Here is a 23,440-nt window from a genome sequence, read left to right as displayed (position 1 = left end):
TTCACAAAGTACTGTACTCTGGACTCATGGCAACCACCCCAGAGCTCATTGACCGTCCCCGGGTTCTCGTCGTCGGCGGCGGCTACGTCGGCCTGTACGTAGCACTCAAACTGCAGAAGAAGATCGCGAACGCAGGCGGAATCGTCACCGTCGTTGATCCGCTGCCGTACATGACCTACCAGCCCTTCCTCCCGGAAGTAGCCGGTGGCAACATCGAGGCACGCCACGCCGTCGTCTCCCACCGTCAGCACCTCAAGCAGACTGAGCTCATCCAGGGCCGCGTCACCAGCATCGACCACGCCAACCGGACCGCGGTTATCGCCCCGTCCGACGGCGGCGAGAACTTCGAGATCCCGTACTTCGACGTCGTGATCGCAGCCGGCGCCATCACCCGCACGTTCCCCATCAAGGGACTCGCGGACAAGGGCATCGGCCTGAAGACCATCGAGGAAGCCGTTGCACTTCGCAACAAGGTGCTGGAGCGCATCGAATCAGCTTCCACCATGACTGACCCCGCAGAGCGTGCCAAGGCGCTGACCTTCGTTGTGGTGGGTGGCGGCTTTGCCGGCATCGAATGCCTCACCGAAATGGAAGACCTCGCCCGCGCTGCTGTGCGCAACAACCCCCGCATCCGCCAGGAAGAAGTCCGCTTCATCCTGGTTGAAGCCATGGGCCGCATCATGCCCGAGGTCACCGCCTCGCAGGCCGAGTGGGTTGTGGAGCACCTCCGCAGCCGCGGCATCGAAGTACTCCTGAACACTTCCCTTGACAGTGCCGAGGGCAACCTCAAGCTGATCAACCTCCCGGACAAGACCCCCGCCGGTGAAGTTGAGGCAGACACCCTGGTATGGGCTGCTGGCGTGCAGGCCAACCCGATGATCCGCTCCACCGACTTCCCGCTGGAACCGCGAGGCCGGGTTCGCGTCCTGCCTGACCTGCGCATCGCAGGCGATGAAGGCATCGTGGAGAACGCCTGGGCAGCCGGCGACATCGCCGCTGTTCCGGACCTCACGGGCAAGGGCCTGCCGGACGGCACCTGCGTCCCCAACGCCCAGCACGCCCTGCGCCAGGCCAAGAAACTGGCTAAGAACCTCTGGGCCTCCCGCTGGGACAAGCCGCTGCACGACTACAAGCACAAGAACCTCGGTGCTGTAGCCGGTTTCGGCGAGTGGAAGGGTGTTGCAAACATCAACCTGCTCGGCCGCATCGGCCTCAAGGGCGGCCTCGCCTGGCTGGCCCACCGTGGTTACCACGGCATGGCGATGCCCACGGTGGAGCGCAAGTTCCGCGTGATCCTCGGCTGGATCCTGGCCTTCTTCGCCGGCCGCGACACCACGCCGCTGATGGACCTGGACAACCCGCGCGGTGCCTTCGTGGCCGCAGCGACGCCGGCTCCTAAGCCTGCTGCCGCTCCGGCACCGGTGGAAGCCAAGCCGGTTGCCGAGGAAGTCAAGACTCCGGTAACTGCTGACGCCAAGTAGTACACGCTCGACGGCGGCCGTCCCCTTGCGGGGGATGGTCGCCGTCGGCGTTTAACGCCGTCGCCTGGGCGGGCGCGCTAAAGCTGACCCCTAGACTGTTGCCATGTCCGGTGAAACTGATCTGAAGACGCTCCTGGAGTCGCTTCATCCCGTAGCCCGCGATGGCGACTACGTTTACGCTCTTTGGCCGCATGGCCGGCCTTTGGAAGGTGGCGTCGAAGCGGCAGTTCGCGAGGCCGAAGGCCTAACGGTGGTCCTTCACCGCGACGAAGCCGATTCTTTGGGCCTTAGCTACGATTTCGTGGCCACATGGATCACGCTCCAGGTCCATTCGGCTTTGGAAGCCGTGGGGCTCACCGCTGCTGTCAGTGCTGCGCTGACGCACGCAGGGATCAGTTGCAACGTCCTGGCAGGTTTCCATCACGATCACCTGCTGGTGCCGTCGGAGGACGCGGGCCGGGCCATGGACGTGCTGCGGCTTCTTGCCCGCGGCGTGGTCTTGCGTTCGGAGCGGCCCGAGGACCGGGCCGAGATCCTGGATCTGACTGCACGGGCGTTTTCTGTCTCCCCGGTGACCGGTGAACCCGTTGAAGGCACGCCGATTGAAGTGGGGCTCTTGCGCGAGCTTTTTGAGTGCAGCGAGTACGTCGCGGAACTCAGCATCGTGGCGGAAATGGGCGGTGAAATCGTGGGTCACGCCATCAGCACGCGGGGTTGGGTGGGGGAGCTCGAACTGCTGGGCTTGGGTCCCATAGGGGTGCTTCCATCCTTCCAGCGGCGCGGGGTTGGTTCGGCGTTGATGCGCGAGACGGCGGCTCGTGCCACGGCACTCGGAGAACCCGGAATCGCCTTGCTCGGCAGCCCTCTCTACTATCCGCGTTTCGGCTATGTGCCAGCCACCTCCATGGGCGTTGAACCGCCTGAGGCGATGTGGGGCGAGCACTTCCAGCTTCTACCCCTACCGGAATGGCCCGACGGCGTCCGGGGCACCTTTCGCTACGCCGCGCCATTCAACCGGCTCTAGCTGGGATACCATGGTCCGGGCGCCCCAGTAGCCCAATTGGCAGAGGCAGCGGACTTAAAATCCGCGTGTTGTGGGTTCGAGTCCCACCTGGGGCACAGACGCAAGGTGAGAGCTCTTTCTCCCTTCCTGTGCGCGGTTGTCCTCTTCAGTGACTTTTCCCAGCAAGCTCGTAGATTCCCCACAGGCAACGAGTGTTATAGGGATGTGACCTGAATCACTTATGTTCCCGGGGCAATTGCACTAGTTTGAGTCTTAATCAGGAACACCTGAGTAATCGCATCAAAGGCAGTTCGCACCTTTCGATCGAGGAGACAACGAATGTTTGATCTTTCCCCAGCGGCGCCCCGAGCCGCCAAGCTAACCGCGCTTGGCATTGGGGTCGCTCTCTTGGCCACAGCTTGTGGTGGGTCTTCGACACCTACCCAGACTGGGTCTCAATCCGCCGCCGCGGCAGGTATCGCCTGCCCGGCACCGAGCGGCGGGGCGGGGGCCGGCAACAGCCAGGCTGCCACCAACACGGGACCTGTACCTCCCTCGACCACCACCACGGCTACGCCGCTTAAGCTTGGATCGCTCCTGCCGACAACGGGGTCGCTGGCGTTCCTCGGCCCGCCTGAAATTGCCGGTGTCAACCTCGGCGTCAAGGAAGTCAACGACGCCGGTGGCGTTTTGGGTGCCCCGGTGGAAGTAACCCACCGCGACTCCGGTGACACCAAGACCGACATCGCCACGCAGTCCACCACAGCCTTGCTGGGCCAGGGTGTGAGCGCAGTAATCGGTGCGGCCTCGTCCGGCGTTTCCAAGACGGTCATCAACCAGATCACGGGCGCCGGCGTCATCCACTTCTCCCCGGCGAACACCTCACCTGACTTCACCACATGGGATGACAAGGGCCTCTACTGGCGCACGGCACCGTCCGACGTCCTGCAGGGCAAGGTCCTCGGCAACTACATGGCTACCTGTGGCGCCCAGACTGTTGGCATGATCGTTCTCAACGACGCCTACGGAACCGGCCTGCAGAAGAACGTCAAGGAAGCTTTCGAGGCAGCCGGCGGCAAGGTTGTTGCAGAAGAACTCTTCAACGAGGGTGATTCACAGTTCAGCAGCCAGGTGGACAAGGTCCTCGCAGCCAAGCCCGATGCGATCGCGTTGATCACCTTCGACCAGGCCAAGAGCATCGTCCCGCTGATGACCGGCAAGGGCGTCAAGCCCACGCAGCTGTTCATGGTTGACGGCAACACCTCGGACTACAGCAAGGACTTCCAGGCAGGAACCATGAAGGGCGCACAGGGAACCATCCCCGGTACGTTCGCCAAGGACGCCTTCAAGCAGAAGCTCCTCGCGATCGATCCCGCCCTGAAGGATTACAGCTACGCAGGCGAGTCCTACGACGCCGTGAACCTGATTGCGCTGGCATCTGAGGCGGCCAAGAGCACCAAGGGCACGGACATCGCGGCCAAGCTCAAGGAAGTCTCTGAAGGCGGCGAGAAGTGCACCGACTTCCCGTCATGCGTCACCCTGCTCCGCGAGGGCAAGGACGTTGACTACGACGGCCAGTCCGGTCCGGTAACGTTCTCCGATGCCGGCGACCCCACCGAGGCATACATCGGTATCTACGAATACCAGGACGACAACACCTACAAGCCGGTCCGCGAAGAGTTCGGCAAGCTCTAAGCTGAACGCCAACTAGACCGCAGCTAGCAACGGGTCCCCTTCCTCAAGGAAGGGGACCCGTTGGGCGTTAACAAAGCCCTCACACAGGCTGTAGACCTACCATGTCCTCATGAAGCCAACCCGGGAAGCCCGCTCCATCGCCGTGGTCATCAACGCTGGTTCACGCAAAGGTTCCGCGGCTCAAAAGTTGGTGGTCGACAGTCTCGCAAAGGCAGAGCTCCCGGTCTCCGCGATGTACACGGTGTCTGGGGGCGGGGACCTCGGCCGAGCCCTGGAGCAAGCGATCACCGGAGGCCACGATTTTGTGGTTGTTGGGGGAGGCGACGGAACAGTTGCCTCCGCAGCAGGACTCGTGGCGGGTACCGACGTCGTGCTGGGTGTTCTTCCGCTTGGCACCGCGAATGACCTCGCCAGGACGCTGGAAATCCCCCGGGACCTGGGCAGCGCCTGCGCTGCCCTCGCGGACGGAAAAGTAGTGGACATCGACCTCGGGCGGGCTAACGGCCAGCCCTTCCTCAACGTGGCGTCAGCCGGACTGTCAGTGGCAGTCACGCAGGCGCTCAGTCCCCGCCTCAAACGACTCATTGGGCCCCTGGCATATGGTGTAGCTACGCTGCGCTCCTACGCCACGCACAAGCCGTTCCACGCCCGCCTTGAGTTCCCGGACGGGGACCACGAGCCCGTGGAGCTGGAAAACCTGCTGCAGGTGGCAGTGGGAAACGGAAGATACTACGGAGGCGGCAATGCGGTCTCGCCGACAGCGGGGATCGATGATCACACCCTGGACATCTACGCGATCCAGGCAGCGCCGCTGCGGGAGCAGGCAAAGATCGCGCGTTCGCTCAAGAATGGCAGGTTTGTGGAAAACGAGCGGGTGCTCCACTTAACCAGCCGGAACGTCAGGCTGGTGACCAGTCCGCCGCTGCCGGTGAACCTCGACGGCGAGATCACCACCAGCACGCCCACCGACTTCACGGTTGAGCGAAATGCGGTGCACGTGGTGGTGCCGGGGAACAGCAGCAGCGCGACGTTTGAGGGACGCAACTGAAAACACCGAAGGCCCGGTTCCGGTCTTGCACCGGAACCAGGCCTTCGGGGCTACTGCGGCTAGACTTCGTCGGCCAAGGTACCCAGGTAGAGCTGGATGACCTTGGGGTCCTTCATGAGCTCACGGCCCGTACCTGTGTACGCATCCTTGCCCTGGTCCAGGACATAGCCGCGGTCGCAGATCTGCAGGCAACGGCGGGCGTTCTGTTCCACCATGATCACCGAGACTCCGGCGCGGTTGATCTCGTGGACACGGAGGAATGTCTCGTCCTGTTTGACGGGGGAGAGGCCTGCCGACGGCTCGTCGAGCAGCAGCACAGCCGGGTCCATCATGAGTGCCCTGCCCATGGCCACCATCTGACGTTCACCGCCGGACAGGGACCCCGCCCGCTGGGCCCGCCGCTTACCGAGATCCGGGAAGAGGCTGGTCACAAAATCGAAGCGTTCGGAGAAGTCCTTGGGCCGCTGGAACATGCCCATTTGCAGGTTCTCTTCAATGGTTAGCGTGGCGAAGACGTTGTTGGTCTGGGGGACGAAGCCCACGCCCTGGGTGACCAGTTTGTTGGCCTTCATACCAGTAAGGTCCTGTCCACGCACTACAACGGTGCCCGAGTGGACCTTCACCAGGCCAAACATGGCCTTCAGCAGCGTGGACTTACCCGCGCCGTTGGGGCCGATAATTCCAATCAACTCGCCCTTGCGGGCCTCGATGCTGCAACCGTTGAGGATGTTGACGCCCGGAATGTAGCCTGCCACCAGGTTGGTGACTTTGACGACGGAGTCGCTTGCGGGGGCAGCTGCCGAGGCGGGCATTGCGCTGGTGCTGCTCATTGTCCGTCCTCCTTCTTGGTTTCTGCGATGTCGGACAGGATGCCCGCGTCTTCGGTTCCCACCACCGACTCTTCGTCAGCTTCGAGTTCTGCCTCGAGCACCTTGATGCCTTCTGAGTCGCCCAGGTCGACGTCGTGATGGGCGCCGAGGTACGCGTCGATGACGGCAGGGTTCTTCATGACTTCGCCCGGAGGTCCTTCGGCCACCACCTTGCCTTCGGCCATGACCACAACCCAGTCAGCGATGTGGCGCACCATGTTCATGTCGTGCTCCACGAAAAGCACGGTCATGCCCTCGGCCTTGAGGTTCTTGATGTGGTCCAGCAGAGACTGCGTTAGTGCGGGGTTCACACCGGCCATGGGCTCATCGAGCATCACCAATTTGGGCCTCACCATCAAGGAGCGTGCCATCTCCAGGAGCTTCCGCTGACCACCGGAGAGGGACGCTGCATAGTCGTCCTTCTTGGTATCCAGCTTGAACTTCTCCAACAGCACGTCGGCTTGGGCCGTGATTTCCTTTTCGCGTCCTCCCCAGATGCCTTTGAACAGGGCTCTGGAAAGCCGTTCGCCGGGCTGGTCGGCAGCACCAAGGCGCATGTTTTCCATGACGGTCAGCTTGCCCATCACTTTGGTCAGCTGGAAGGTGCGGACCATGCCCATGCGGGCAACCTTGTAAGACGAGACACCGGCCAGGCTGTTGCCTTCAAACTGCCACTTTCCCGTGTTGGGAGTGTCAAAGCCCGTGAGCAGGTTGAACAGGGTGGTCTTGCCGGCTCCGTTGGGACCGATCAAGGCGGTGATCTTATGACGGGGGATCTCGAGGTATTCCACGTCCACTGCGTTGATGCCGCCAAAGGAACGTGTCACATCCTCTGCCACCACGATGGGATCGCGCTTCTTGCAGCCGGGAGTATTTTCCCCGACGGCGATGGGCCGCGAATCGGTCATGTAGTCGATATTTTCGGTGTTGCGTTCGTTGGTCTCACTCATGCGAAAGCAAGCTCCTTCTTATTGCCGAAGACGCCTTGCGGGCGGAAGATCATCAGGAGCATCAGCGCAACGCCTACCAGGATGTAGCGCAGCTGGCCAGCCTGGACGGTGGTCAGCCAGGTGACTGCCCCTGATTCGATGAGGCCGTAGAGCAGGCTCTGGGTCAGTGAGAGCACCACCCAGAAGATCATGGCTCCAATGACGGGCCCCAATACCGTGGCCATGCCGCCCAGCAGGAGGCAGGTCCACAGGAAGAACGTGAGCTCTGTGCCGTAGTTGGACGGCTGGACGGCGCCGCGGGGGAGGGTGAAGATCATGCCCGCCAAGGCGCCGAGCACGCCACCTATGACCAGCGCCTGCATCTTGTAGGCGTAGACGTTCTTGCCGAGCGAGCGGACAGCGTTCTCGTCTTCGCGGATGCCCTTCAGGACGCGGCCCCAGGGGCTGCGCATCAGGAGCCACACCAGGAGGCAGCACACGATGACCAGGCCCCAACCGACGACGCGGATAAAGAAGTCACGGTTGTTCATGCCCATGTAGGACCCTTCAGGGAAGGGGTTCATGCCATAGAAGGTGTTCTCAAAGGCTGCCAAACCGTTAGCGGAGCCTGTGACACTGGTGAGCTGGTTGGTGGTGACCACGTACCGCACAATTTCCGCGGCCGCGATGGTGACGATAGCCAGGTAGTCGGCACGAAGCCGCAGCGTAGGAATACCCAGGATGAAGGCGAAGATCACCGAACAAAGAACAGAGATGATCAGTGCGAGGAAGAACGGGGCGTCGAAGCTCAGGGTGGAGATTGCGAAACCGTAGGCACCCACCGCCATGAAGCCGGCCTGGCCGAAGTTCAGCAGGCCTGAGTAGCCGAAGTGAACCGCCAGGCCCAAAGCGGCAAGGGCGTACGCCGCCGTCGTCGGGCTGAACAATTCGCCAAGGGCGCTGGAGAAAATAAATCCGAAGTCCATGGCCCGCTCCTAACCCACACGCTCACGCCGGCCGAGGATACCCTGCGGTCGGAACAGAAGAACAACAATCATGATGAACAGGGCACCGACGTACTTAAGGTCGGCGGGGAGGCCGAACACTGTGGTCAGTTCCACGAAGATGCCGACGACGATTGAGCCGATCAGGGCGCCGAAGACGGTTCCCAAACCACCCAGCGTCACACCGGCGAAGATGAGCAACAGGATTTGCGAGCCCATGTCGAAGGTGACGCCCGGTCGGTAGTAGGCCCACAGGATGCCACCGAGGGAGGCGAGGACGCCGCCGACGATCCACACAATGCGGATAACGGAGTCGACGTCGATGCCGGAGGCGGCTGCCAGCGCGGGATTGTCGGCTACTGCGCGGGTTGCCTTGCCGAGACGGGTCTTCAGCAGGACGATGCCGATCAGGGCGATGACCACGGCACTGATGATCAGGGACCACAGGTTGTTCGGGGAGATCGAAACAGGGCCGATCTGGATTTCGGCGCTCTGAGCGCCGGGCAGCTGCTGCGTTGCACCGCCGAAGAAGAACTGGATGACGTAGCGGATGGCCAACGCGAGACCGATGCTGACGATCATCATGGGGACCAAGCCTGAGCCGCGCTTCCTCAACGGCCGCCAGAGCCCTGCGTCCTGGACGTAGCCGAAGAGACCGCCGCCTACCAGGGCAAGCAGGATGGCCAGCCAGAAGGGGAACCCAAAGGCGTTGAACATAAACACCAGTACTGCGCCCAGCGTCACCATCTCACCGTGGGCGAAGTTGGTCAGGCCGGTGGTTCCGAAGATCAGGGAGAGGCCAACCGAGGCGAGTGCAAGGAGGAGGCCGAAGCTCAGGCCCGCGACGAGGCGGTTCAGGAGGTTTTGGCCAAAGTCCTGTTGCTGGACCACGATGCCCTCGCCGAAGGCAAAGATCACCGACAAGTTGGACGTCTGGCTGAACGTGACATCGCGGGGATTGTCCTGGCCCTCGGCCAGTGCGATGCCCTCCGGCAAGGTGGAGGTGTCCAGCTCAATGGTGTAGGTGCCTTGGACGGGAACGCCGATGGTCCAGGCTCCGTTGGCTCCGGAGGTGGCTTCACCTTCAAACCCGTTGCCCGTGGCTTTGATCTTGACGCCGGGTATGGGGGCCCGGGCATCATCGCGGAGGAACCCGCTGATGTTGTTCTGGAAAGTCGTCGGTGACGGCGAAGGCGAGGGGGTGGTTGCCTGTGCCGAGGGGGCGGCGATCAACAGAGCGGTGATGAGGGCTGCGAACAGCGCCCCCACAACTCTCTGCAGTCCTTTGGACCGTCTCATGGACGGGTCGCGCAGTGTGCTTCTCAAAATGGAAACCTCCACAGTGGGGGTGGTCCCGGCTGCGCCTTTGCAGCCGGTGCGAACGGTCATGGGGCTTGTGAACAGTTCTTGCCTAGCTGCCTCGTTTGTGATCTAAGTCACCCATGTGTGGCCTATGTTACCGTCCGGGGGAGATAATAAATGCCCAGTTCGGGGGTGCGAAGATCGCGATCGGATAACAACTGTGAAGCTATAGGCAACTAGTGATGTAGAAATCCTTAAGTAAACCTTTGTTGTTTAAGGGTGCTACTAAACGTTCCCGAGGCGACAGTCTTCCAATTTCTTGTCACGGTTGAGTTTCGTCTCCGTGAACAAGGGAACTTTCCCTGCCGCGCGCGCGTGGTAATTGGTACCGTGAACTATCACTAGCCCTTTTTCAGGAGGACACCCGCAATGGCACTTGGCGGAAACCCAGTCTTCAACGGAAAGAATTTCCGTGGAGCAAAGCAGGCCCCGCCTGTACCGCAGAACCCGTACGGCCAGCAGTTCAACCAGGCACCCGGCCGTGCACCGAGCCAGGTCATGGACGGCCATGCAGCATGGTCGGCCCAGCAGCAGAACATGACCAATGAGCAGCTGCAGCAGATGTACAACCAGCCCGCTGCTGGCCCGGCCGACACCGGTCGCATGACCTATGACGACGTCATCATGAAGACTGTCGCCTGCCTCGTGGTTCTCATCATCGGTGCCGGCGTCACACTCTTCGTGGCGCCCGCCCTCTCCACCGTGCTCATGATCGTTGGTGCACTGGGTGGATTCGTCCTGGCACTGGTGAACACGTTCAAGAAGCAGCCTTCACCGGCGCTGATCCTTGCCTACGCCGGCCTTGAGGGCCTGTTCCTCGGTGGCCTCACCCGCATCCTGGACGGCATGTACCCCGGCGTCGGTCTCCAAGCCGTCATCGGCACGCTGGCAGTCTTCGGCGTCACCCTGGTGCTCTTCAAGAGCGGCAAGGTCCGCGCCACCCCGAAGATGATGCGCTTCTTCCTGATCGCCACCATTGGTTACGCGGTCTTCGCACTGATCAACATGGTGATGATGTGGACCGGCGCTGTGCAGGAGCCCTTCGGCCTCCGCACAAGCTTCGAGATCTTCGGCATCCCGCTGGGTGTCTTCATCGGCATCCTGGCCATCGGCCTGGCAGCGTTCTCGCTGATCATGGACTTCACCAGCATCGAAGAAGGCGTCCGCGCAGGCGCCCCGGAGCGTTACTCCTGGGTTGCGGCGTTCGGCCTGACGGTCACGCTGGTTTGGCTCTACGTCGAAATCATCCGCCTCTTGGCGATCCTGCGTGGCGACGACTAGCTACAAACAGCTCCAACGCGAAATGCCCCCGAGTTTTCGGGGGCATTTTTGCGTCCTGGCTAGCTCAATCGTTCGAAAACAATGGCCATCCCTTGACCGCCACCGACGCACAAGGTGGCAAGCCCCAGAGTTCCGTCTCGTTCCTTGAGGCCGTTGAGGAGCGTGCTTGTCATCCGGGCGCCGGTCATGCCGAAAGGATGGCCCAGGGCTATGGCCCCACCATGGACGTTGAGCTTTGCGGGGTCAATCCCCAACTCACGGGCGCTCGCCACCACCTGCACAGCGAAAGCTTCGTTGAGCTCCACCAGATCAATGTCATCCATGGTCAGGCCACCCATCCTGAGGGCCCGTCGCGTGGATTCCACGGGCCCCATGCCCATGAGCTCGGGAGAGAGGGCGCTGACGGCGGTTGAAACGACCCGCGCGAGAGGCTGCAGGCCCAGTTCGCGCGCGCGTGAGTCACTCATGACCACTACCGCCGCGGCGCCGTCGTTGAGCGGGCATGCGTTGCCGGCCGTGACGGTCCCTTCTGAACGGAAGACCGGTTGCAGGGCGGATACAGCTTCGAGGGTCACACCCGCGCGGGGGGAGTCGTCCCGCTCCACGACGGTGCCGTCCTTGCGTGTGTAGGGCGTGATGTCCCGGGCGTAAAACCCTGCGTCGATCGCGGCTTCGGCACGATTCTGGCTGAGGACGGCCCACTCGTCCTGCTCGGCCCGGCTGATGCCATAGCTGGTGGCAACGTTCTCGGCCGTCTGGCCCATGGAGATGTAGATGTCGGGCAGGCGGCCGCCAAGCCGGGGGTCGGTCCAAGGGATGTTGGACGCCGCGCGGGAGGCCGTACGTTGGGCTGCCGCCTCGAACAGCGGGTTGTGGTTGGAAGAGTCCGTTTCGCCGGCACCCGCCCAGTTCTGGTACCTGGACACACTCTCCACTCCCGCGGAGACAATGGCGTGGGCTTCCCCGGATCTGATGGCGTGGAAGGCCATCCTCAAGGTTTGCAGGCTCGAGGCGCAGAAACGGTTGATAGTGGCCGCTGGCACGCGGTCCAGCCCGGCAAGGACGGCCACCACCCGTGCCATGTTGGATCCGGCCTCGCCACTGGGTTCAGCGCAGCCCAGCAGGATGTCGTCCAAGCCTCGCCCGTCCTCCGCTGCGGGATCGAAGCCCGGAACCTTCGCGAGGGCGGCCTGCACCATGGCGGTTGCCAGGTCATCCGGACGTTCCTCCTTGAGGGAACCCTTGAAGGCGCGGCCAATAGGGCTTCTTGCAGTAGCTACGATGACAGCCTCAGTCATGGCCCCAGCTTACGCCCGGCATCAGGTGGGACGCCGGGCGCTCGCAGGAGAAACCGGACGCCTCAGGCCAGGCGAAGAGCTCCAGCGGCCGGGGTAACGGTGAAGATGTCAGGGGCAGTGAAGCCCGCCTTCGCGAAGGAACGCACGACGGCGTCGCGTACCTGTTGCTCCTGGCCAGCCGGGGTCAGTGCGATGGCGGAACCGCCAAAACCACCGCCCGTCATGCGGGCTCCGATCGCGCCGTTGGCCCGGGAAGTATCCACTGCAAGATCCAGTTCCGGACAGGAGATCTCAAAATCGTCGCGCATCGAAACGTGGCTGGCATCCAGTAAGGCTCCGATGGCGGCAGGGCCCTCGGTGCCCAGGACTTCCACTGTCTGGAGGACCCGATCGTTTTCCGTGACCACGTGGCGGACCCGCCGAAGGGTAGTTTCGTCGAGCAGGCCTGATGCTTCCTCCAAACGCTCCACGCCGACGTCGCGCAGTGCTTTGACGCCAAGAATCCCGGCACCCAACTCGCAGGACGCACGGCGGGAGGCGTATCCGCCGTCGGCATGCGAGTGCGACACCTTTGTGTCGATAACCAACAGGACCAGGCCGGAAGCTTCTGCGTCGAACGGGACCAACTCCACATGCTGGTCACGGCAGTCCAGGAACACAGCGTGTCCCTTGGCGCCGCGCAGGGATGCTGACTGGTCCATGATTCCGGTGGGTGCGCCAACGAACACATTCTCGGCGCGCTGTGTCGCGAGGACCAGGTCCTCGGCAGCGAAACCGGCGCCCGTCAATTCGTTAAGGGCTGAGATGACGGCGCACTCAATCGCGTGTGATGAAGAGAGGCCAGCTCCGGAGGGAACATCGGAATCAAGCAGGAGGTCAAAGCCGGGCACCTCGATGCCGCGTTCCTTGAGCGCCCAGGCGACGCCGAGCGGGTAGCGGGACCATCCCTCACCGGATCCGGGTTCCGAGTCCGCGAGGTCAGCTTCCACCACGCCGTGCCCGCCAAAGGTGGACAGCATACGCACCCTTGAGTCGTCGCGGACCCGCAGTGCCACCTTTGCCGTCTTATCGATGGCGAAGGGGAGCACAAAGCCCTCGTTGTAGTCCGTGTGCTCGCCGATCAGGTTGACGCGTCCCGGTGCCTGCCACACGCCGTCGGCAGCTGCGCCGAACGTTTCCTGGAAGCGGGCGGCGAGGACGCCGGTCTCGGTGGTGGTGGTCATGCTCGTGTGCCTTCCAGGGTTTTGTTCGAAGGTGATGCGGCGACGCTGCGTAGCCGCTCCGCCACCGCCTCGGGGGTGGTGTCGTTGATGAAGGCTCCCATGGCGGCCTCGGAGCCGGCCAGATACTTGAGCTTATCGGCAGCGCGGCGAGGTGAGGTCAGCTGCAGGTGCAACTGGCCCGCAGGGCGAAGAGCCGGGTCCAGCGGGGCCTGGTGCCAGGCCGAGATGTACGGCATGGGGGTGGGGTAGAGGGCGTCGAGCCGCTTCAGCAGGTCCAAGTAGACCTGCGAAAGCTCATCGCGTTCTTCCCCTGTAAGTGCCGCAAGATCGGGGACGCTGCGGTGCGGAACGAGGTGGACTTCCAGGGGCCAGCGGGCCGCGAAAGGTACGTAGGCACTGAAATGCTTGGCTTCCAGGACCATGCGGCTGCCGTCCTCGCGTTCAGCGTTGAGGAGTGAGGCCCCGAGTGTTTCCTTCGCGTCGACGTCGTCGTAGTACTTCCGTGCCACCGCACCGAGCTGGGCGGCGCGGGGAGTGACGTAGGGGTAGGCGTAGATCTGGCCGTGAGGGTGGTGCAGGGTGACCCCGATGTCCGCGCCGCGGTTCTCGAAAGGAAACACCTGCTTGATGCCGGGCAGGGCGCTCAACGCTTCGGTCCGCTGGGCCCACGCTTCAATGACCGTGCGGGCGCGCGTTTCGCCCAGTTCGGCAAAGGAGCCGGTGTGCTGTGGCGTGAAGGCAACCACCTCACAGCGGCCATATGCCGCTCCCTTGACGTTGTGGCCGGAGTGCCCCGGGGCAGGAATCGGGGGGATGTCGCCCAAGGCCGGGCCCAGCGACGGGAAGCGGTTCTCGAACACCACGACGTCGTAATCCGATGCCGGAATTTCGGAGGGGTTCGCAGCCGTGGTGGGGCAGATGGGGCACTGATCAGCAGGGGGAAGGTGCGTACGGGTCTGGCGGTGGGCAGCCACGGCCACCCAGTCACCCGACAAGGCGTCATAGCGGACCTCACCCGGCTCACCGCGGGCTGGAAGCTCGCGGTGGTCAACCAGCGAGTCCGGTGTTCGTTCCGGAGTCCCGGGGTCGTCGAAGTAGATCAGCTCTCGGCTGTCTGCGAGGCGGGTGCTGGTGATGCGGCTCATACGTCCATCATTCCACAAGCAACCAAAAACGCATAGTTTCTAACAAAAGCAAACATTTCCGGGTGGGGAACCGTCCTCTAATGCAGTACGGTATTGCCATGTCTGCCTCCCCGTCGCCTGCCGATAACCCCCACCAGTCCGAGTCCCGCCGCTATGCTACGGGGCGTCAGTTCGAGCTCCGCAGGGACGACGCGCTCGCCGTCATCACCGAGCTCGCCGCGGGTTTGCGGCTCTACTCCCGGGGTGGAGTGCAGCTGACTGAAAGCTATGGAGACGGCGAAATTCCGCCCGGAGCCAGCGGCATCACCCTGGCGCCGTGGGCCAACCGCGTAGAAGACGGGGTCTGGTACCTGGAAGGAAAAAAGCAACAACTCGATATCACTGAAGCGTCACGCAACAACGCCAGCCACGGCCTGTTGCGCAACACCGGGTACACCCTGGTGGACGAAACCGAGTTTTCCGTGACGCTGGAAGCCACGGTCTTCCCGCAACACGGCTACCCGTTCCTGGTGCGGCATCGGGTGCGTTACGAGCTCGATCAGAGCTTGGATCTCCGGGTCTCGCAGACGCTGATCAACGATTCCCAAGCCACGGCTCCCTTTGTCCTGGGCGCGCACCCTTATCTGCGCGTGGGCGATGTCGCCCCCGAGGACCTGGTCCTGACGGTCCATGCAGGCACCCGGCTGGTGGCGGACGAGCGACTCATCCCACGCAGCACCGCTCCTGCGGACGGCGGGTATGACTTCTCCGGGGGTGCCGCTGTGGGCAGCTTGTTGGTGGATGTTGCACTGACGGATCTGGCGTTCGACGGCGGGACGGCGCGCCACACGCTCACCGCACCGGATGGCCGCAGCGTAAGCCTTGAGCAGGACGAAAGCTGCCAATACGCCCACGTTTTCGTCACGGACACGTTCCCTGGCCGCTCCAAAGCAGTGGCTATCGAACCGATGACCGGCCCGGCCAACGCGTTCAATAGCGGGGATGGCCTTCGCTGGCTGGCACCTGGCGAGGCGTTCACCATGCGGTGGGGAATCACAGCATCCCTGTAGGCCCTTGGTCCGGGAGAGCTCGGAATGTCTCGGATTGTCTCGGAAGTGAGAGCCGGTTTCCCATACGGCCCGGGCTACGGAATTATGGGTTCATGACGCCAACACCGGACGCCAAAACACGTTCTGACCGCCAAATTGCCGAAGACATCCCCTACGGGGTGCGCATTGCTGCAGCCTGGTCCTGGCGGGCGGGCTTGATCCTTCTCATGATCGGTGCCCTCGTCTGGCTGCTGGGCAAGGTCAGCTTCCTCATTATCCCGGTGATGGTTGCCGCGCTGCTGGCCGGTCTGCTGCATCCGGTTGTGGCTTGGCTGCGCAATCGCAAGGTTCCCAACGGGGGAGCAGTCGCCATTACCGTGCTTGGTTTCATTGGCGTGATCGGTGGTGCCCTGGCGCTGGTGGGCAGGCAACTTGTTACGGGCTTCGGTGCGCTATGGCACGAAGCACTGGCGGGCATCCAGCAGATCCAAACCTGGCTGGCCGATGGCCCGCTGCACCTGACCGCGGACCAGATTGACCAGTATATTTCCGACGGGGCCGATGCGCTCCAGAACAACAGCAGCAGCATCCTCAGTGGTGCACTGTCCTTCGGCAGCACCGCCGGACACTTTGCGGCAGGTCTTGTTCTGGCTCTGTTCATCCTCATTTTCTTCCTGCTGGAGGGGCCCAGGATCTGGGCCTTCATGGTTCGTCTCCTGCCCAAGAGCGCGCGGAGGGCCACCGATGGCGCCGGGCGTCGAGGCTGGACGTCCATGGTCAGCTATGTGCGGATCCAAATGTTCGTAGCGTTCGTGGATGCTGTGGGCATTGGCGTTGGCGCTGCCATCATTCAGGTTCCGCTGGCTCTTCCCTTGGCTGTCCTGGTATTCATCGGCTCGTTCATCCCGGTGGTCGGTGCCTTGGTTACGGGTGCCATCGCTGTGTTGCTCGCCCTCGTTGCCAACGGGCCCATCAACGCCCTGATCATGCTGGCGATCGTTCTGGTGGTGCAGCAGTTGGAAAGCCACATCCTGCAGCCGCTGGTCATGGGCAAGGCGGTGGCACTCCACCCGGTGGCTGTGATCCTCTCGGTTGCCGCCGGTTCCTACCTGGCAGGCATCCCCGGGGCGCTGTTCGCGGTCCCTCTGCTCGCCGTAGTAAACACGGCAGTTCGCTACATTGCGGGCCGGACGTGGGAACATGATGAAGGATTGGGCGGTGTGGAGCTCCAGCCGGCAGCCGCTTCGGCGGGGCCAGGAGGCGACGCCAACTTCAAGGAGGTCCACCTTCCAAGGCCCGAATCCCGCCTCGGCAAAGGCGTCGCCGGCAAGACCAAGGCTTCGGGGAGCACCTCTGTTGAGGGGCCCCAAGCCGACACCAACAAAGGAGAATAGTCAGTGAATACCCTCGAAACCCTGCCCGTCACGCTGGACGATGTCCTCAAGGCGCAGGAGCTGCTCGAGGGCATTATTACCAAGACTCCGGTGGAGTCGTCCCGTGCTCTGGGCAGCCTCGTGGGCGGCAACGTCTTTTTCAAGTGTGAGAACCTGCAACGTGCGGGTTCCTTCAAGGTCCGCGGCGCCTATGTGCGGATGGCCCGGCTGACGGATGAGGAAAAGAAGCGCGGTGTGGTGGCGGCCTCGGCCGGCAATCACGCCCAAGGTGTGGCGGTGGCTGCCAAGAGCCTTGGCATCAATGCCCGCATCTACATGCCCCTCGGCGTAGCACTTCCCAAGTTGGCTGCCACCCGTAGCCACGGTGCTGAAGTCATACTGCACGGCCACAACGTGGATGAAGCGCTGGCGGAAGCGCAGCGTTACGCCAACGAAACAGGCGCGGTTTTCGTTCACCCCTTCGACAACGTGGACGTTGTTGCAGGACAGGGCACCATCGGGCTTGAAATCCTGGACCAGATCCCCAACGTGGACACCATTCTCATGGGAGTTGGCGGCGGCGGGCTGTTGGCCGGTGTGGCTGTCGCGATCAAGGCCAGGGCCAAGGAGCTCGGCCGTGAGATCAGGGTCATTGGCGTGCAGGCAGAAAACGCCGCCGCCTACCCGCCATCTTTGGCTGCCGATGCATTAGTGCCGCTGAAGAAGGTCACCACCATGGCTGACGGCATCGCGGTGGGACGTCCCGGGCAGCTTCCCTTCAGCATCATCCGCGAGCTTGTGGACGACGTCGTGACCGTGAGCGAGGACTCCCTCGCGCGGGCACTGATCTTCCTGCTCGAGCGCGCCAAGATGGTTGTTGAGCCTGCCGGGGCAGTCGGAGTAGCCGCGCTCATGGACGGCAAGATCGAAAACCCGGGGAACACCGCCGTCGTGCTTTCCGGAGGCAACATCGATCCCATGCTGATGCTCAAAGTCATCCAGCGCGGTCTTTCCGCCGCTGGCCGCTTCATGACGGTTCGGATGATGCTGGACGACCGCCCGGGTTCATTGGCCACCATCGCCCGCATCATCGCTGAAAACGATGCCAACGTCACCGGTCTGGACCACACCCGCTTGGGTGGTTCCATCAGCATGGGCGACGTCTCCATCACTATCAACCTGGAAACCAAGGGCCACGAGCACGGCGAGCAGGTTCTCGGCGCGCTCAGGGCCGAAGGTTTCCAGCCAATCGTGGTGCACTGACAGGAGGGGCGCCCGTGGTGCTTGGAATGCCTGAGGGCTCAAAGGAAGCGGCTAGAGAGTCGCTCGCTGGTCGGGCGAAGGGCGGGCTGCTCTTCATGGGCGGATTCGTTATTCTGCTCTACGTCATCGAGATCCTCAACACCTTGATGCGCCACGGGCTCAATCCAACCTTTGGCTTGCGACCCCGTTCCATGGACGGTGTGCTGGACATCCTGACGTTTCCGTTGCTGCACGCGAACCTGAACCATCTGCTGTCCAACACGCTGCCGTTGATCATCTTCGGTTTCCTGGTGTTCCTGTCCGGAATCCGGGTGTTCATCACAGCGTTGGCCTTCAGTTGGCTCGGATCGGGACTTGCGGTGTGGCTCATTGGCGGGGGAGGAGTAACAGTCGGAGCTTCCGGCCTGGTGTTCGGCTTCTTTGCCTTCCTGTTGGTGCGGGGATTCTTCAACCGCAGCTGGTGGCAGATCCTGCTCTCGGTGGTCCTGTTCATGGCCTACGGCAGCATCCTCTTCGGCGTTCTACCCACGGTGTTGGGCTACATCTCCTGGCAGGCGCACCTCGGCGGGGCCGTGGGGGGCGTCGTAGCGGCCATCCTGCTCCGTCCCAAGGCCAAGCTCACCCCCTCCAACCCAACTAGGTAACAGCAAACGTTGCACTGAGGGCTCAGTAGGACGTTTGTTGTTACCTAGTTGGGTACACACACGAAAACGCCGGCCCACCCCGCGAAGGGGTGGGCCGGCGTCGTGTATTTCAGGCCGTTTTAGCCGCTGCTTAAGCGACGTAGGGCTTGGCGGAAACGATCTCCACCGGGATTTCCTTGCCGTTGGGGGCGACGTAGCTCAGGCTGTCGCCTTCCTTGTGGCCGATGATTGCGGCACCCAAGGGGGACTTTTCGCTGAAGACGTCAAGGTCGGAGTCTCCGGCGATTTCGCGGGAGCCCAGCAGAAACGTCTCTTCGTCGCCGGCGATGCGGGCAACAACCAGCATGCCGGGTTCGACGATTCCGTCGTCGGCGGGGGCTTCGCCCACCTGGGCATCGCGCAGGAGGGCGGTGAGCTGGCGGATGCGGGCCTCGATCTTGCCCTGCTCCTCCTTGGCGGCGTGGTAACCGCCGTTTTCCTTGAGGTCGCCTTCCTGGCGTGCAGCTTCGATCTTCTGGACGATTTCCGCCCGGCCAGCGCCGGAAAGGTGGTCCAGCTCAGCCTGCAAGCGGTCGAAAGCTTCCTGGGTAAGCCAAGCCGCAGTGGCGCTATTGGTGGTAGACACGGATTTCTCCTCTAGATCTGACAATGCAAAAGACCCCGCCGAGTTGGCCACTCGTGAATCTCAGTAACCAACTTAACGGGGTGAAGGTTTCATCCATTGTAGTAAATCCTCTGGACGAACCCAAACCGGTTGAGTCGTGGGTCACATGATGGCTATTTCCCGCTGTCCACGATCCAGCAGTTGTCCACGATTCCGGAGACTGCCGGTGACTCGGTCCTCAGGACAGTCCGCTGCATGGTGGTGCTGCCACCGTCGGGATCGTCCTGGGGATCGTTGGGCCCGATCTCCACCACTTTCCAGCCGACCACTGCGAACTTGGAATCCAGGGCTTTGATGGCGCATTTGGCGGTAGCTCCGGGGTATTTCGTGACCTGGTAGTCCACCTCAGCCTGGGTGTCGTCCACGGTGCTGTAACCGATGTCCTTGAAGGTGACCGGGGCCTGGGCTGAGCCAGTTGCTACATAGGCGGCGAACCCGATTCCGAGGACCAAGGCGGCGATGACAATGTTCCGCTTGGTTTTGCGGGTCATGGCGCGCTTTTGACCGCCGTAACGATTGGCTAGGCTGGTGCTTGCCGGTACTTGGGTGGCCGATAGGTCCTCTGAAGTCACCCATCCAGTTTAGTGCCGATCCCGGCGCCCCATCACCGCCCACAAAAGCATGATCCATGAAAGAGGAGCCGTCACGTGACAGCGTCCAGCAGTTCCGAGCAGCAGCTGCGTCTGCTCGCCGTCCACGCCCATCCGGATGATGAGTCCAGCAAGGGCGCAGCAACCATGGCGATGTACGCCGCGGCGGGAGTGGACGTCATGGTTGCCACCTGCACGGACGGTTCGCGCGGTGACATCCAGAACCCCGCCCTGGAGGACGCTCCCCATCCCAAACGTGACATGGCTGGCGCAAGGCGCCTTGAGATGGCCAACGCGGCAGCGGTCCTGGGTATCCAGCAGCGCTGGCTCGGTTTTGTGGATTCGGGCCTACCCGAAGGCGATCCGCTTCCGCCCTTGCCTCCGGGTTGCTTCGCCCTGCAGCCGTTGGAACGCGCCACGGCGCCCTTGGTCCGGCTGGTCCGTAATTTCAAGCCCCACGTCATTCTTAGCTACGACGAAAACGGTGGCTATCCGCACCCGGACCACATCATGGCCCACAAGGTTGCGGTGGAAGCTTTTGAAGCCGCAGGCGATCCCGAGCGCTATCCCGGCATGGGCGAGCCATGGGCGCCCAGCAAGCTCTACTACGACCGCGCCTTCAGCCCTGAACGATTCCGTGCGCTGCACTTCGCCTTGGAAGAAGCGGGGCTGCAGTCCCCGTATGCCGAGCGGCTTGCGGCATGGCTGGAAGCTGACGCGGAAGGTCACACTGCGCCGGTGGCGGGGCACCAAACCACCACGCAAGTCGATTGTGGTGACTTCTTCGAGGCCAGGGATGACGCCCTGCGGGCTCACCGGACCCAGATCGATCCTCTCGGCTTCTTCTTCGCGGTATCGCCGGACCTGCAAAGGACCGCCTGGCCGTGGGAGGACTACACCCTGATCAAGTCCAGGGTCCCTTCCGAGCTGCCGGAGAAGGACCTCTTCGCGGGGATAAGATAGGAATGCCGGTAGTTTCTATCGCTCGTAGAAATTACCGTGTGGCCGGCCGGTTTCCCGGTTACGCGCTGCCAATCGGCACGCACCAGCTCCCATAGAAGGTTTGAAAGTGCATCACTTGATTCTTGCCCTGACCGTCACTCCGTCGCCCGATCCCACGGGCACGCTGCGGCCCGGCCTGTCCGAGGATCAGGTGACGCCCGGTACGTGGGGCTTCGTCCTCACGGCCTTCATCGTGATCCTCACAACCTTCCTGATCGTGGACATGGTTCGCAGGATCCGCCGCGTTCGCTACCGCGCCCAGGTGGAAGAAGCACGCTTGGCGGCAGAAGCGGACAACGCGGACGGCGGAAGCGAAAGCGCTGTCGAAGCAAGTAGCTCCACCGACGAGAATGGCGATGGCGGTCCCCGGACCCGCTGAATCGGGTCAACCCGCTGAATCGGGTCGACCCAACTGGCCCGGGGCAAGTAACGCCCTGGGTTCGGAGCCTTCTGCTTATCTGCGGCAGCACGCGGACAATCCCGTGTTCTGGCGCCCGTTCGGTGATGAGGCTTTTGCCTTTGCTGCCGAGCGTGATGTCCCCGTCTTCCTCTCCATCGGCTACGCGGCATGCCACTGGTGCCACGTCATGGCCCACGAATCCTTCGAAGACCAGGAAACTGCCAGTTACCTGAACGCCCATTTTGTCCCGGTGAAGGTTGACCGGGAAGAGCGGCCCGACGTCGACTCCGTGTACATGGCGGCCACCCAGGCCATCAGCGGCGAAGGTGGGTGGCCGATGTCCGTCTTCCTCACCCCCGACGGGCTCGCCTTCCACGCGGGAACGTACTTCCCGCCCATTCCTTTGCCCGGCCGTCCCTCGTTCCGCAATGTCCTGGAGGCAGTCCATGAGGCGTGGCTGGAGCGCCGCGATGCCGTGGAGCAGAATGCCAGGGGACTGGCAGCGAACATGGCCGATGCACCTTTTTCCGGTGCGGTCCGGCTGGACGGCCCGCCCGAAATGCTGGAAGCAGGCCTCCTCCCGGAGGCCGTAGCGCTGCTGGCCCGTTCCGAAGACCCCGACGCCGGTGGGTTCGGCAGCGCTCCCAAGTTCCCGCCGTCGGCGGTTCTTGAGTTCCTCATCCGGCACGCAGCCGCACCGTCGGATACTGCCCTTGCTGCCCGCGACATGGCAGCCCGGGGTCTTGCCGGCATGGCCCGCTCGGCCTTGCGCGACCAGCTCGACGGCGGATTCGCCCGCTACTCGGTGACGGCGGACTGGTCCGTGCCGCACTTCGAAAAAATGCTGTACGACAATGCGCAGCTGCTGCGCGTCTACGCACACTGGGCCCGGCTTGGCGGCAATGAGGTCTTCCCGGCGGACGAAGCAGCATCCGTGGCCTCGAGGTGTGCCGAGTGGCTGTTGGGTTCCCTCAAGCTGTCCAACGGCGCGTTGGCGTCCTCCCTGGACGCTGACACCGTGGTTGGCGGCGTGCATCATGAGGGCGCAACATATTTGTGGACTCCCCAATCTCTCGTGGACGCCCTTGGCCCGGGTGACGCCGAGGCTGTGGCGACCATGATGAACGTCGGTGCAGAGGGGACTGTTTCTGAGCTGGGTTCGCCGCTACATCCTGGCCGGGCGTTGACGGACGCAGAGAGCAGGCTCTGGGAGCGGGTCCGACCGGTGCTGTTGGCCTCCCGTAATGTTCGGAACCAGCCGGCCAGGGACGACAAAGTGGTGGCCGGCTGGAATGGCCTCGCCATGGCCGCCCTCGCCGAAGCAGGCGCCATCCTGGACCGCCCTGACTTGGTTGCCGCGGCTGAAGCCGTGGCGGAGTACCTCGCGGACGTTCACTGGAAGAGCGCGTCACAGGTACTGGTCCGCGTTTCACATGACTCGCGGGCGCGGGGCATTGGTGGTCTGCTTGAGGACTACGCCTTCTGCGCCGATGGCCTCCTGGCGCTTTATGGCGTCACGGCAGCCACGCGCTGGTACCGCTTCGCGGAGGAGCTCATTCTGGCCGCATGTTCACGTTTTGTGGAGAACGGGAAATTGGCCGACTCTGCGGGGGAGTCCGCGCAGGTTTTCAACGCCCAGGGCCAGCAAACTGCGCTGGACCCGTTCGACAATGCCACGCCCAGCGGTGCCGCCGGTTTCGCGGGCGCCTTGTTGTCTTTCGCCGCTTACTCCGGTTCCCACGAGCATCGCCTGATGGCCGGCAATATCCTCGGCCTGTTACCACCCCTCGCCACGCGGGCGCCGCGTGTTGCGGGTTGGCTGCTGGCTACCGCGCAAGCTGCACTGGCCGGCCCGGTAGAGGCCGCCGTCGCAGGTCCGGACTCGCCGCTGCTACGCGAGTTGCACACTGCGCTGCTGAAGTCTCCCAGCCCCGGCCTGGTTATCGCCGTGAAAATGGACGACGGCGCGTTCCCGGCCGGGGAGGTGGAAGTTCCTCTGCTGCTCCACAGGTCAGGCGCGCCAGACGGATCGGCGCAGGTTTACTTGTGCCGCGACATGGTCTGCGAGAGGCCGCTGAGCGATGTGGCAGCGGTTCAGTACCGGCTGGCGTCGATGGCGGCAGGCGACTGACACGGCC

21 protein-coding genes and 1 tRNA gene are annotated in these 23,440 nt (G+C 63.1%); 13 read left to right on the top strand and 9 right to left on the bottom strand.

Annotation, left to right across the window (positions count from 1 at the left end):
• The first annotated feature begins 26 nt into the window (after positions 1-26).
• From ACZ881_RS13375 to ACZ881_RS13355, 5 genes are all read left to right on the top strand, one after another.
• Positions 27-1,481, top strand: coding sequence for an NAD(P)/FAD-dependent oxidoreductase (locus ACZ881_RS13375; RefSeq protein WP_364308279.1), 1,455 nt, complete (start codon positions 27-29; stop codon positions 1,479-1,481).
• A 103-nt stretch (positions 1,482-1,584) separates the two neighbouring features.
• Positions 1,585-2,505: an N-acetyltransferase gene (locus ACZ881_RS13370; protein WP_476116130.1), complete on the top strand. Its 921-nt coding sequence runs from the start codon at positions 1,585-1,587 to the stop codon at positions 2,503-2,505.
• Between the two features lie 21 nt (positions 2,506-2,526).
• Positions 2,527-2,600: transfer RNA gene (locus ACZ881_RS13365), tRNA-Leu, on the top strand.
• Between the two features lie 223 nt (positions 2,601-2,823).
• Positions 2,824-4,179: an ABC transporter substrate-binding protein gene (locus ACZ881_RS13360; protein WP_017198708.1), complete on the top strand. Its 1,356-nt coding sequence runs from the start codon at positions 2,824-2,826 to the stop codon at positions 4,177-4,179.
• A 109-nt stretch (positions 4,180-4,288) separates the two neighbouring features.
• Entirely contained in the window at positions 4,289-5,227 is a 939-nt protein-coding gene (locus tag ACZ881_RS13355) for a lipid kinase (RefSeq protein ID WP_476116128.1), read from the top strand.
• 59 nt (positions 5,228-5,286) lie between these two features.
• On the opposite strand, the gene ACZ881_RS13350 is transcribed toward ACZ881_RS13355, so the two are convergent.
• The 4 genes from ACZ881_RS13350 to ACZ881_RS13335 are packed head-to-tail and all read right to left on the bottom strand — an operon-like array spanning position 5,287 to position 9,418.
• Entirely contained in the window at positions 5,287-6,057 is a 771-nt protein-coding gene (locus ACZ881_RS13350) for an ABC transporter ATP-binding protein (protein ID WP_476116126.1), read from the bottom strand.
• Positions 6,054-7,046 carry an ABC transporter ATP-binding protein gene (locus ACZ881_RS13345; protein WP_091466092.1) on the bottom strand — a complete coding sequence of 331 codons (993 nt, stop codon included), beginning with the start codon at positions 7,044-7,046 and terminating at the stop codon, positions 6,054-6,056. The genes ACZ881_RS13350 and ACZ881_RS13345 overlap by 4 nt, the downstream gene beginning before the upstream one ends.
• Entirely contained in the window at positions 7,043-8,011 is a 969-nt protein-coding gene (locus ACZ881_RS13340; protein ID WP_091466094.1) for a branched-chain amino acid ABC transporter permease, read from the bottom strand. The genes ACZ881_RS13345 and ACZ881_RS13340 overlap by 4 nt, the downstream gene beginning before the upstream one ends.
• A gap of 9 nt (positions 8,012-8,020) precedes the next feature.
• Complete coding sequence (locus ACZ881_RS13335; RefSeq protein ID WP_091466096.1) at positions 8,021-9,418, bottom strand: branched-chain amino acid ABC transporter permease; 1,398 nt, start codon at positions 9,416-9,418, stop codon at positions 8,021-8,023.
• A 342-nt stretch (positions 9,419-9,760) separates the two neighbouring features.
• On the opposite strand from ACZ881_RS13335, the gene ACZ881_RS13330 reads away from it, so the two are divergent.
• The gene (locus ACZ881_RS13330) at positions 9,761-10,672 is read left to right on the top strand and encodes a Bax inhibitor-1/YccA family protein (RefSeq protein ID WP_476116123.1); all 912 of its coding nucleotides are present in this window, start codon (positions 9,761-9,763) and stop codon (positions 10,670-10,672) included.
• Positions 10,673-10,731: 59 nt separating this feature from the next.
• Here the strand turns inward: ACZ881_RS13330 and ACZ881_RS13325 are convergent, their stop codons facing one another.
• The 3 genes from ACZ881_RS13325 to galT form a co-directional block, all read right to left on the bottom strand.
• Positions 10,732-11,970 (bottom strand): acetyl-CoA C-acetyltransferase, encoded by a 1,239-nt coding sequence (locus ACZ881_RS13325; protein ID WP_476116121.1) that lies wholly within the window; start codon positions 11,968-11,970, stop codon positions 10,732-10,734.
• A 62-nt stretch (positions 11,971-12,032) separates the two neighbouring features.
• On the bottom strand, positions 12,033-13,193 hold the full coding sequence (gene galK / locus ACZ881_RS13320; RefSeq protein WP_476116119.1) for a galactokinase: 1,161 nt from the start codon (positions 13,191-13,193) through the stop codon (positions 12,033-12,035).
• Positions 13,190-14,338, bottom strand: a complete 1,149-nt coding sequence (gene galT, locus ACZ881_RS13315; RefSeq protein ID WP_476116117.1) for a galactose-1-phosphate uridylyltransferase — start codon at positions 14,336-14,338, stop codon at positions 13,190-13,192. Before galT ends, galK begins: the two co-directional genes overlap by 4 nt.
• Before the next feature lie 80 nt (positions 14,339-14,418).
• On the opposite strand from galT, the gene ACZ881_RS13310 reads away from it, so the two are divergent.
• From ACZ881_RS13310 to ACZ881_RS13295, 4 genes are all read left to right on the top strand, one after another.
• Entirely contained in the window at positions 14,419-15,387 is a 969-nt protein-coding gene (locus ACZ881_RS13310; protein WP_476116115.1) for an aldose 1-epimerase family protein, read from the top strand.
• A gap of 92 nt (positions 15,388-15,479) precedes the next feature.
• Positions 15,480-16,760, top strand: coding sequence for an AI-2E family transporter (locus tag ACZ881_RS13305; protein WP_364308288.1), 1,281 nt, complete (start codon positions 15,480-15,482; stop codon positions 16,758-16,760).
• Positions 16,761-16,763: 3 nt separating this feature from the next.
• Entirely contained in the window at positions 16,764-18,002 is a 1,239-nt protein-coding gene (ilvA, locus tag ACZ881_RS13300; RefSeq protein WP_091466109.1) for a threonine ammonia-lyase, read from the top strand.
• A gap of 26 nt (positions 18,003-18,028) precedes the next feature.
• Entirely contained in the window at positions 18,029-18,646 is a 618-nt protein-coding gene (locus ACZ881_RS13295; RefSeq protein ID WP_476116113.1) for a rhomboid family intramembrane serine protease, read from the top strand.
• Between the two features lie 130 nt (positions 18,647-18,776).
• Here the strand turns inward: ACZ881_RS13295 and greA are convergent, their stop codons facing one another.
• On the bottom strand, positions 18,777-19,271 hold the full coding sequence (gene greA / locus ACZ881_RS13290) for a transcription elongation factor GreA (protein ID WP_026542824.1): 495 nt from the start codon (positions 19,269-19,271) through the stop codon (positions 18,777-18,779).
• 152 nt (positions 19,272-19,423) lie between these two features.
• Positions 19,424-19,882: a DUF4307 domain-containing protein gene (locus tag ACZ881_RS13285; RefSeq protein WP_091466113.1), complete on the bottom strand. Its 459-nt coding sequence runs from the start codon at positions 19,880-19,882 to the stop codon at positions 19,424-19,426.
• A 75-nt stretch (positions 19,883-19,957) separates the two neighbouring features.
• Between ACZ881_RS13285 and mca the strand changes: the two genes are divergently transcribed.
• The 3 genes from mca (at position 19,958) to ACZ881_RS13270 (ending at position 23,433) form a co-directional block, all read left to right on the top strand.
• The gene (gene mca, locus ACZ881_RS13280; RefSeq protein ID WP_364308292.1) at positions 19,958-20,863 is read left to right on the top strand and encodes a mycothiol conjugate amidase Mca; all 906 of its coding nucleotides are present in this window, start codon (positions 19,958-19,960) and stop codon (positions 20,861-20,863) included.
• Positions 20,864-20,969: 106 nt separating this feature from the next.
• On the top strand, positions 20,970-21,281 hold the full coding sequence (locus tag ACZ881_RS13275; RefSeq protein WP_091466116.1) for a hypothetical protein: 312 nt from the start codon (positions 20,970-20,972) through the stop codon (positions 21,279-21,281).
• Complete coding sequence (locus ACZ881_RS13270) at positions 21,259-23,433, top strand: thioredoxin domain-containing protein (RefSeq protein WP_476116109.1); 2,175 nt, start codon at positions 21,259-21,261, stop codon at positions 23,431-23,433. The genes ACZ881_RS13275 and ACZ881_RS13270 overlap by 23 nt, the downstream gene beginning before the upstream one ends.
• Positions 23,434-23,440 lie beyond the last annotated feature (7 nt).

The organism is Paenarthrobacter sp. TE3676, assembly GCF_056279165.1.
This window is presented reverse-complemented; position numbering and strand designations above follow the sequence as displayed.

Coding starts and splice junctions, on each gene's coding strand:
- ACZ881_RS13345 (WP_091466092.1), bottom strand. CDS start 7,046: ATGAGTGAGACCAACGAACGCAACACCGAAAATATCGACTACATGACC.
- ACZ881_RS13335 (WP_091466096.1), bottom strand. CDS start 9,418: ATGACCGTTCGCACCGGCTGCAAAGGCGCAGCCGGGACCACCCCCACT.
- ACZ881_RS13330 (WP_476116123.1), top strand. CDS start 9,761: ATGGCACTTGGCGGAAACCCAGTCTTCAACGGAAAGAATTTCCGTGGA.
- ACZ881_RS13340 (WP_091466094.1), bottom strand. CDS start 8,011: ATGGACTTCGGATTTATTTTCTCCAGCGCCCTTGGCGAATTGTTCAGC.
- ACZ881_RS13375 (WP_364308279.1), top strand. CDS start 27: ATGGCAACCACCCCAGAGCTCATTGACCGTCCCCGGGTTCTCGTCGTC.
- ACZ881_RS13370 (WP_476116130.1), top strand. CDS start 1,585: ATGTCCGGTGAAACTGATCTGAAGACGCTCCTGGAGTCGCTTCATCCC.
- ACZ881_RS13350 (WP_476116126.1), bottom strand. CDS start 6,057: ATGAGCAGCACCAGCGCAATGCCCGCCTCGGCAGCTGCCCCCGCAAGC.
- galT (WP_476116117.1), bottom strand. CDS start 14,338: ATGAGCCGCATCACCAGCACCCGCCTCGCAGACAGCCGAGAGCTGATC.
- ACZ881_RS13305 (WP_364308288.1), top strand. CDS start 15,480: ATGACGCCAACACCGGACGCCAAAACACGTTCTGACCGCCAAATTGCC.
- ACZ881_RS13325 (WP_476116121.1), bottom strand. CDS start 11,970: ATGACTGAGGCTGTCATCGTAGCTACTGCAAGAAGCCCTATTGGCCGC.
- ACZ881_RS13355 (WP_476116128.1), top strand. CDS start 4,289: ATGAAGCCAACCCGGGAAGCCCGCTCCATCGCCGTGGTCATCAACGCT.
- ACZ881_RS13270 (WP_476116109.1), top strand. CDS start 21,259: ATGGCGGTCCCCGGACCCGCTGAATCGGGTCAACCCGCTGAATCGGGT.
- ACZ881_RS13310 (WP_476116115.1), top strand. CDS start 14,419: ATGCAGTACGGTATTGCCATGTCTGCCTCCCCGTCGCCTGCCGATAAC.
- ACZ881_RS13360 (WP_017198708.1), top strand. CDS start 2,824: ATGTTTGATCTTTCCCCAGCGGCGCCCCGAGCCGCCAAGCTAACCGCG.
- ACZ881_RS13295 (WP_476116113.1), top strand. CDS start 18,029: ATGCCTGAGGGCTCAAAGGAAGCGGCTAGAGAGTCGCTCGCTGGTCGG.
- galK (WP_476116119.1), bottom strand. CDS start 13,193: ATGACCACCACCACCGAGACCGGCGTCCTCGCCGCCCGCTTCCAGGAA.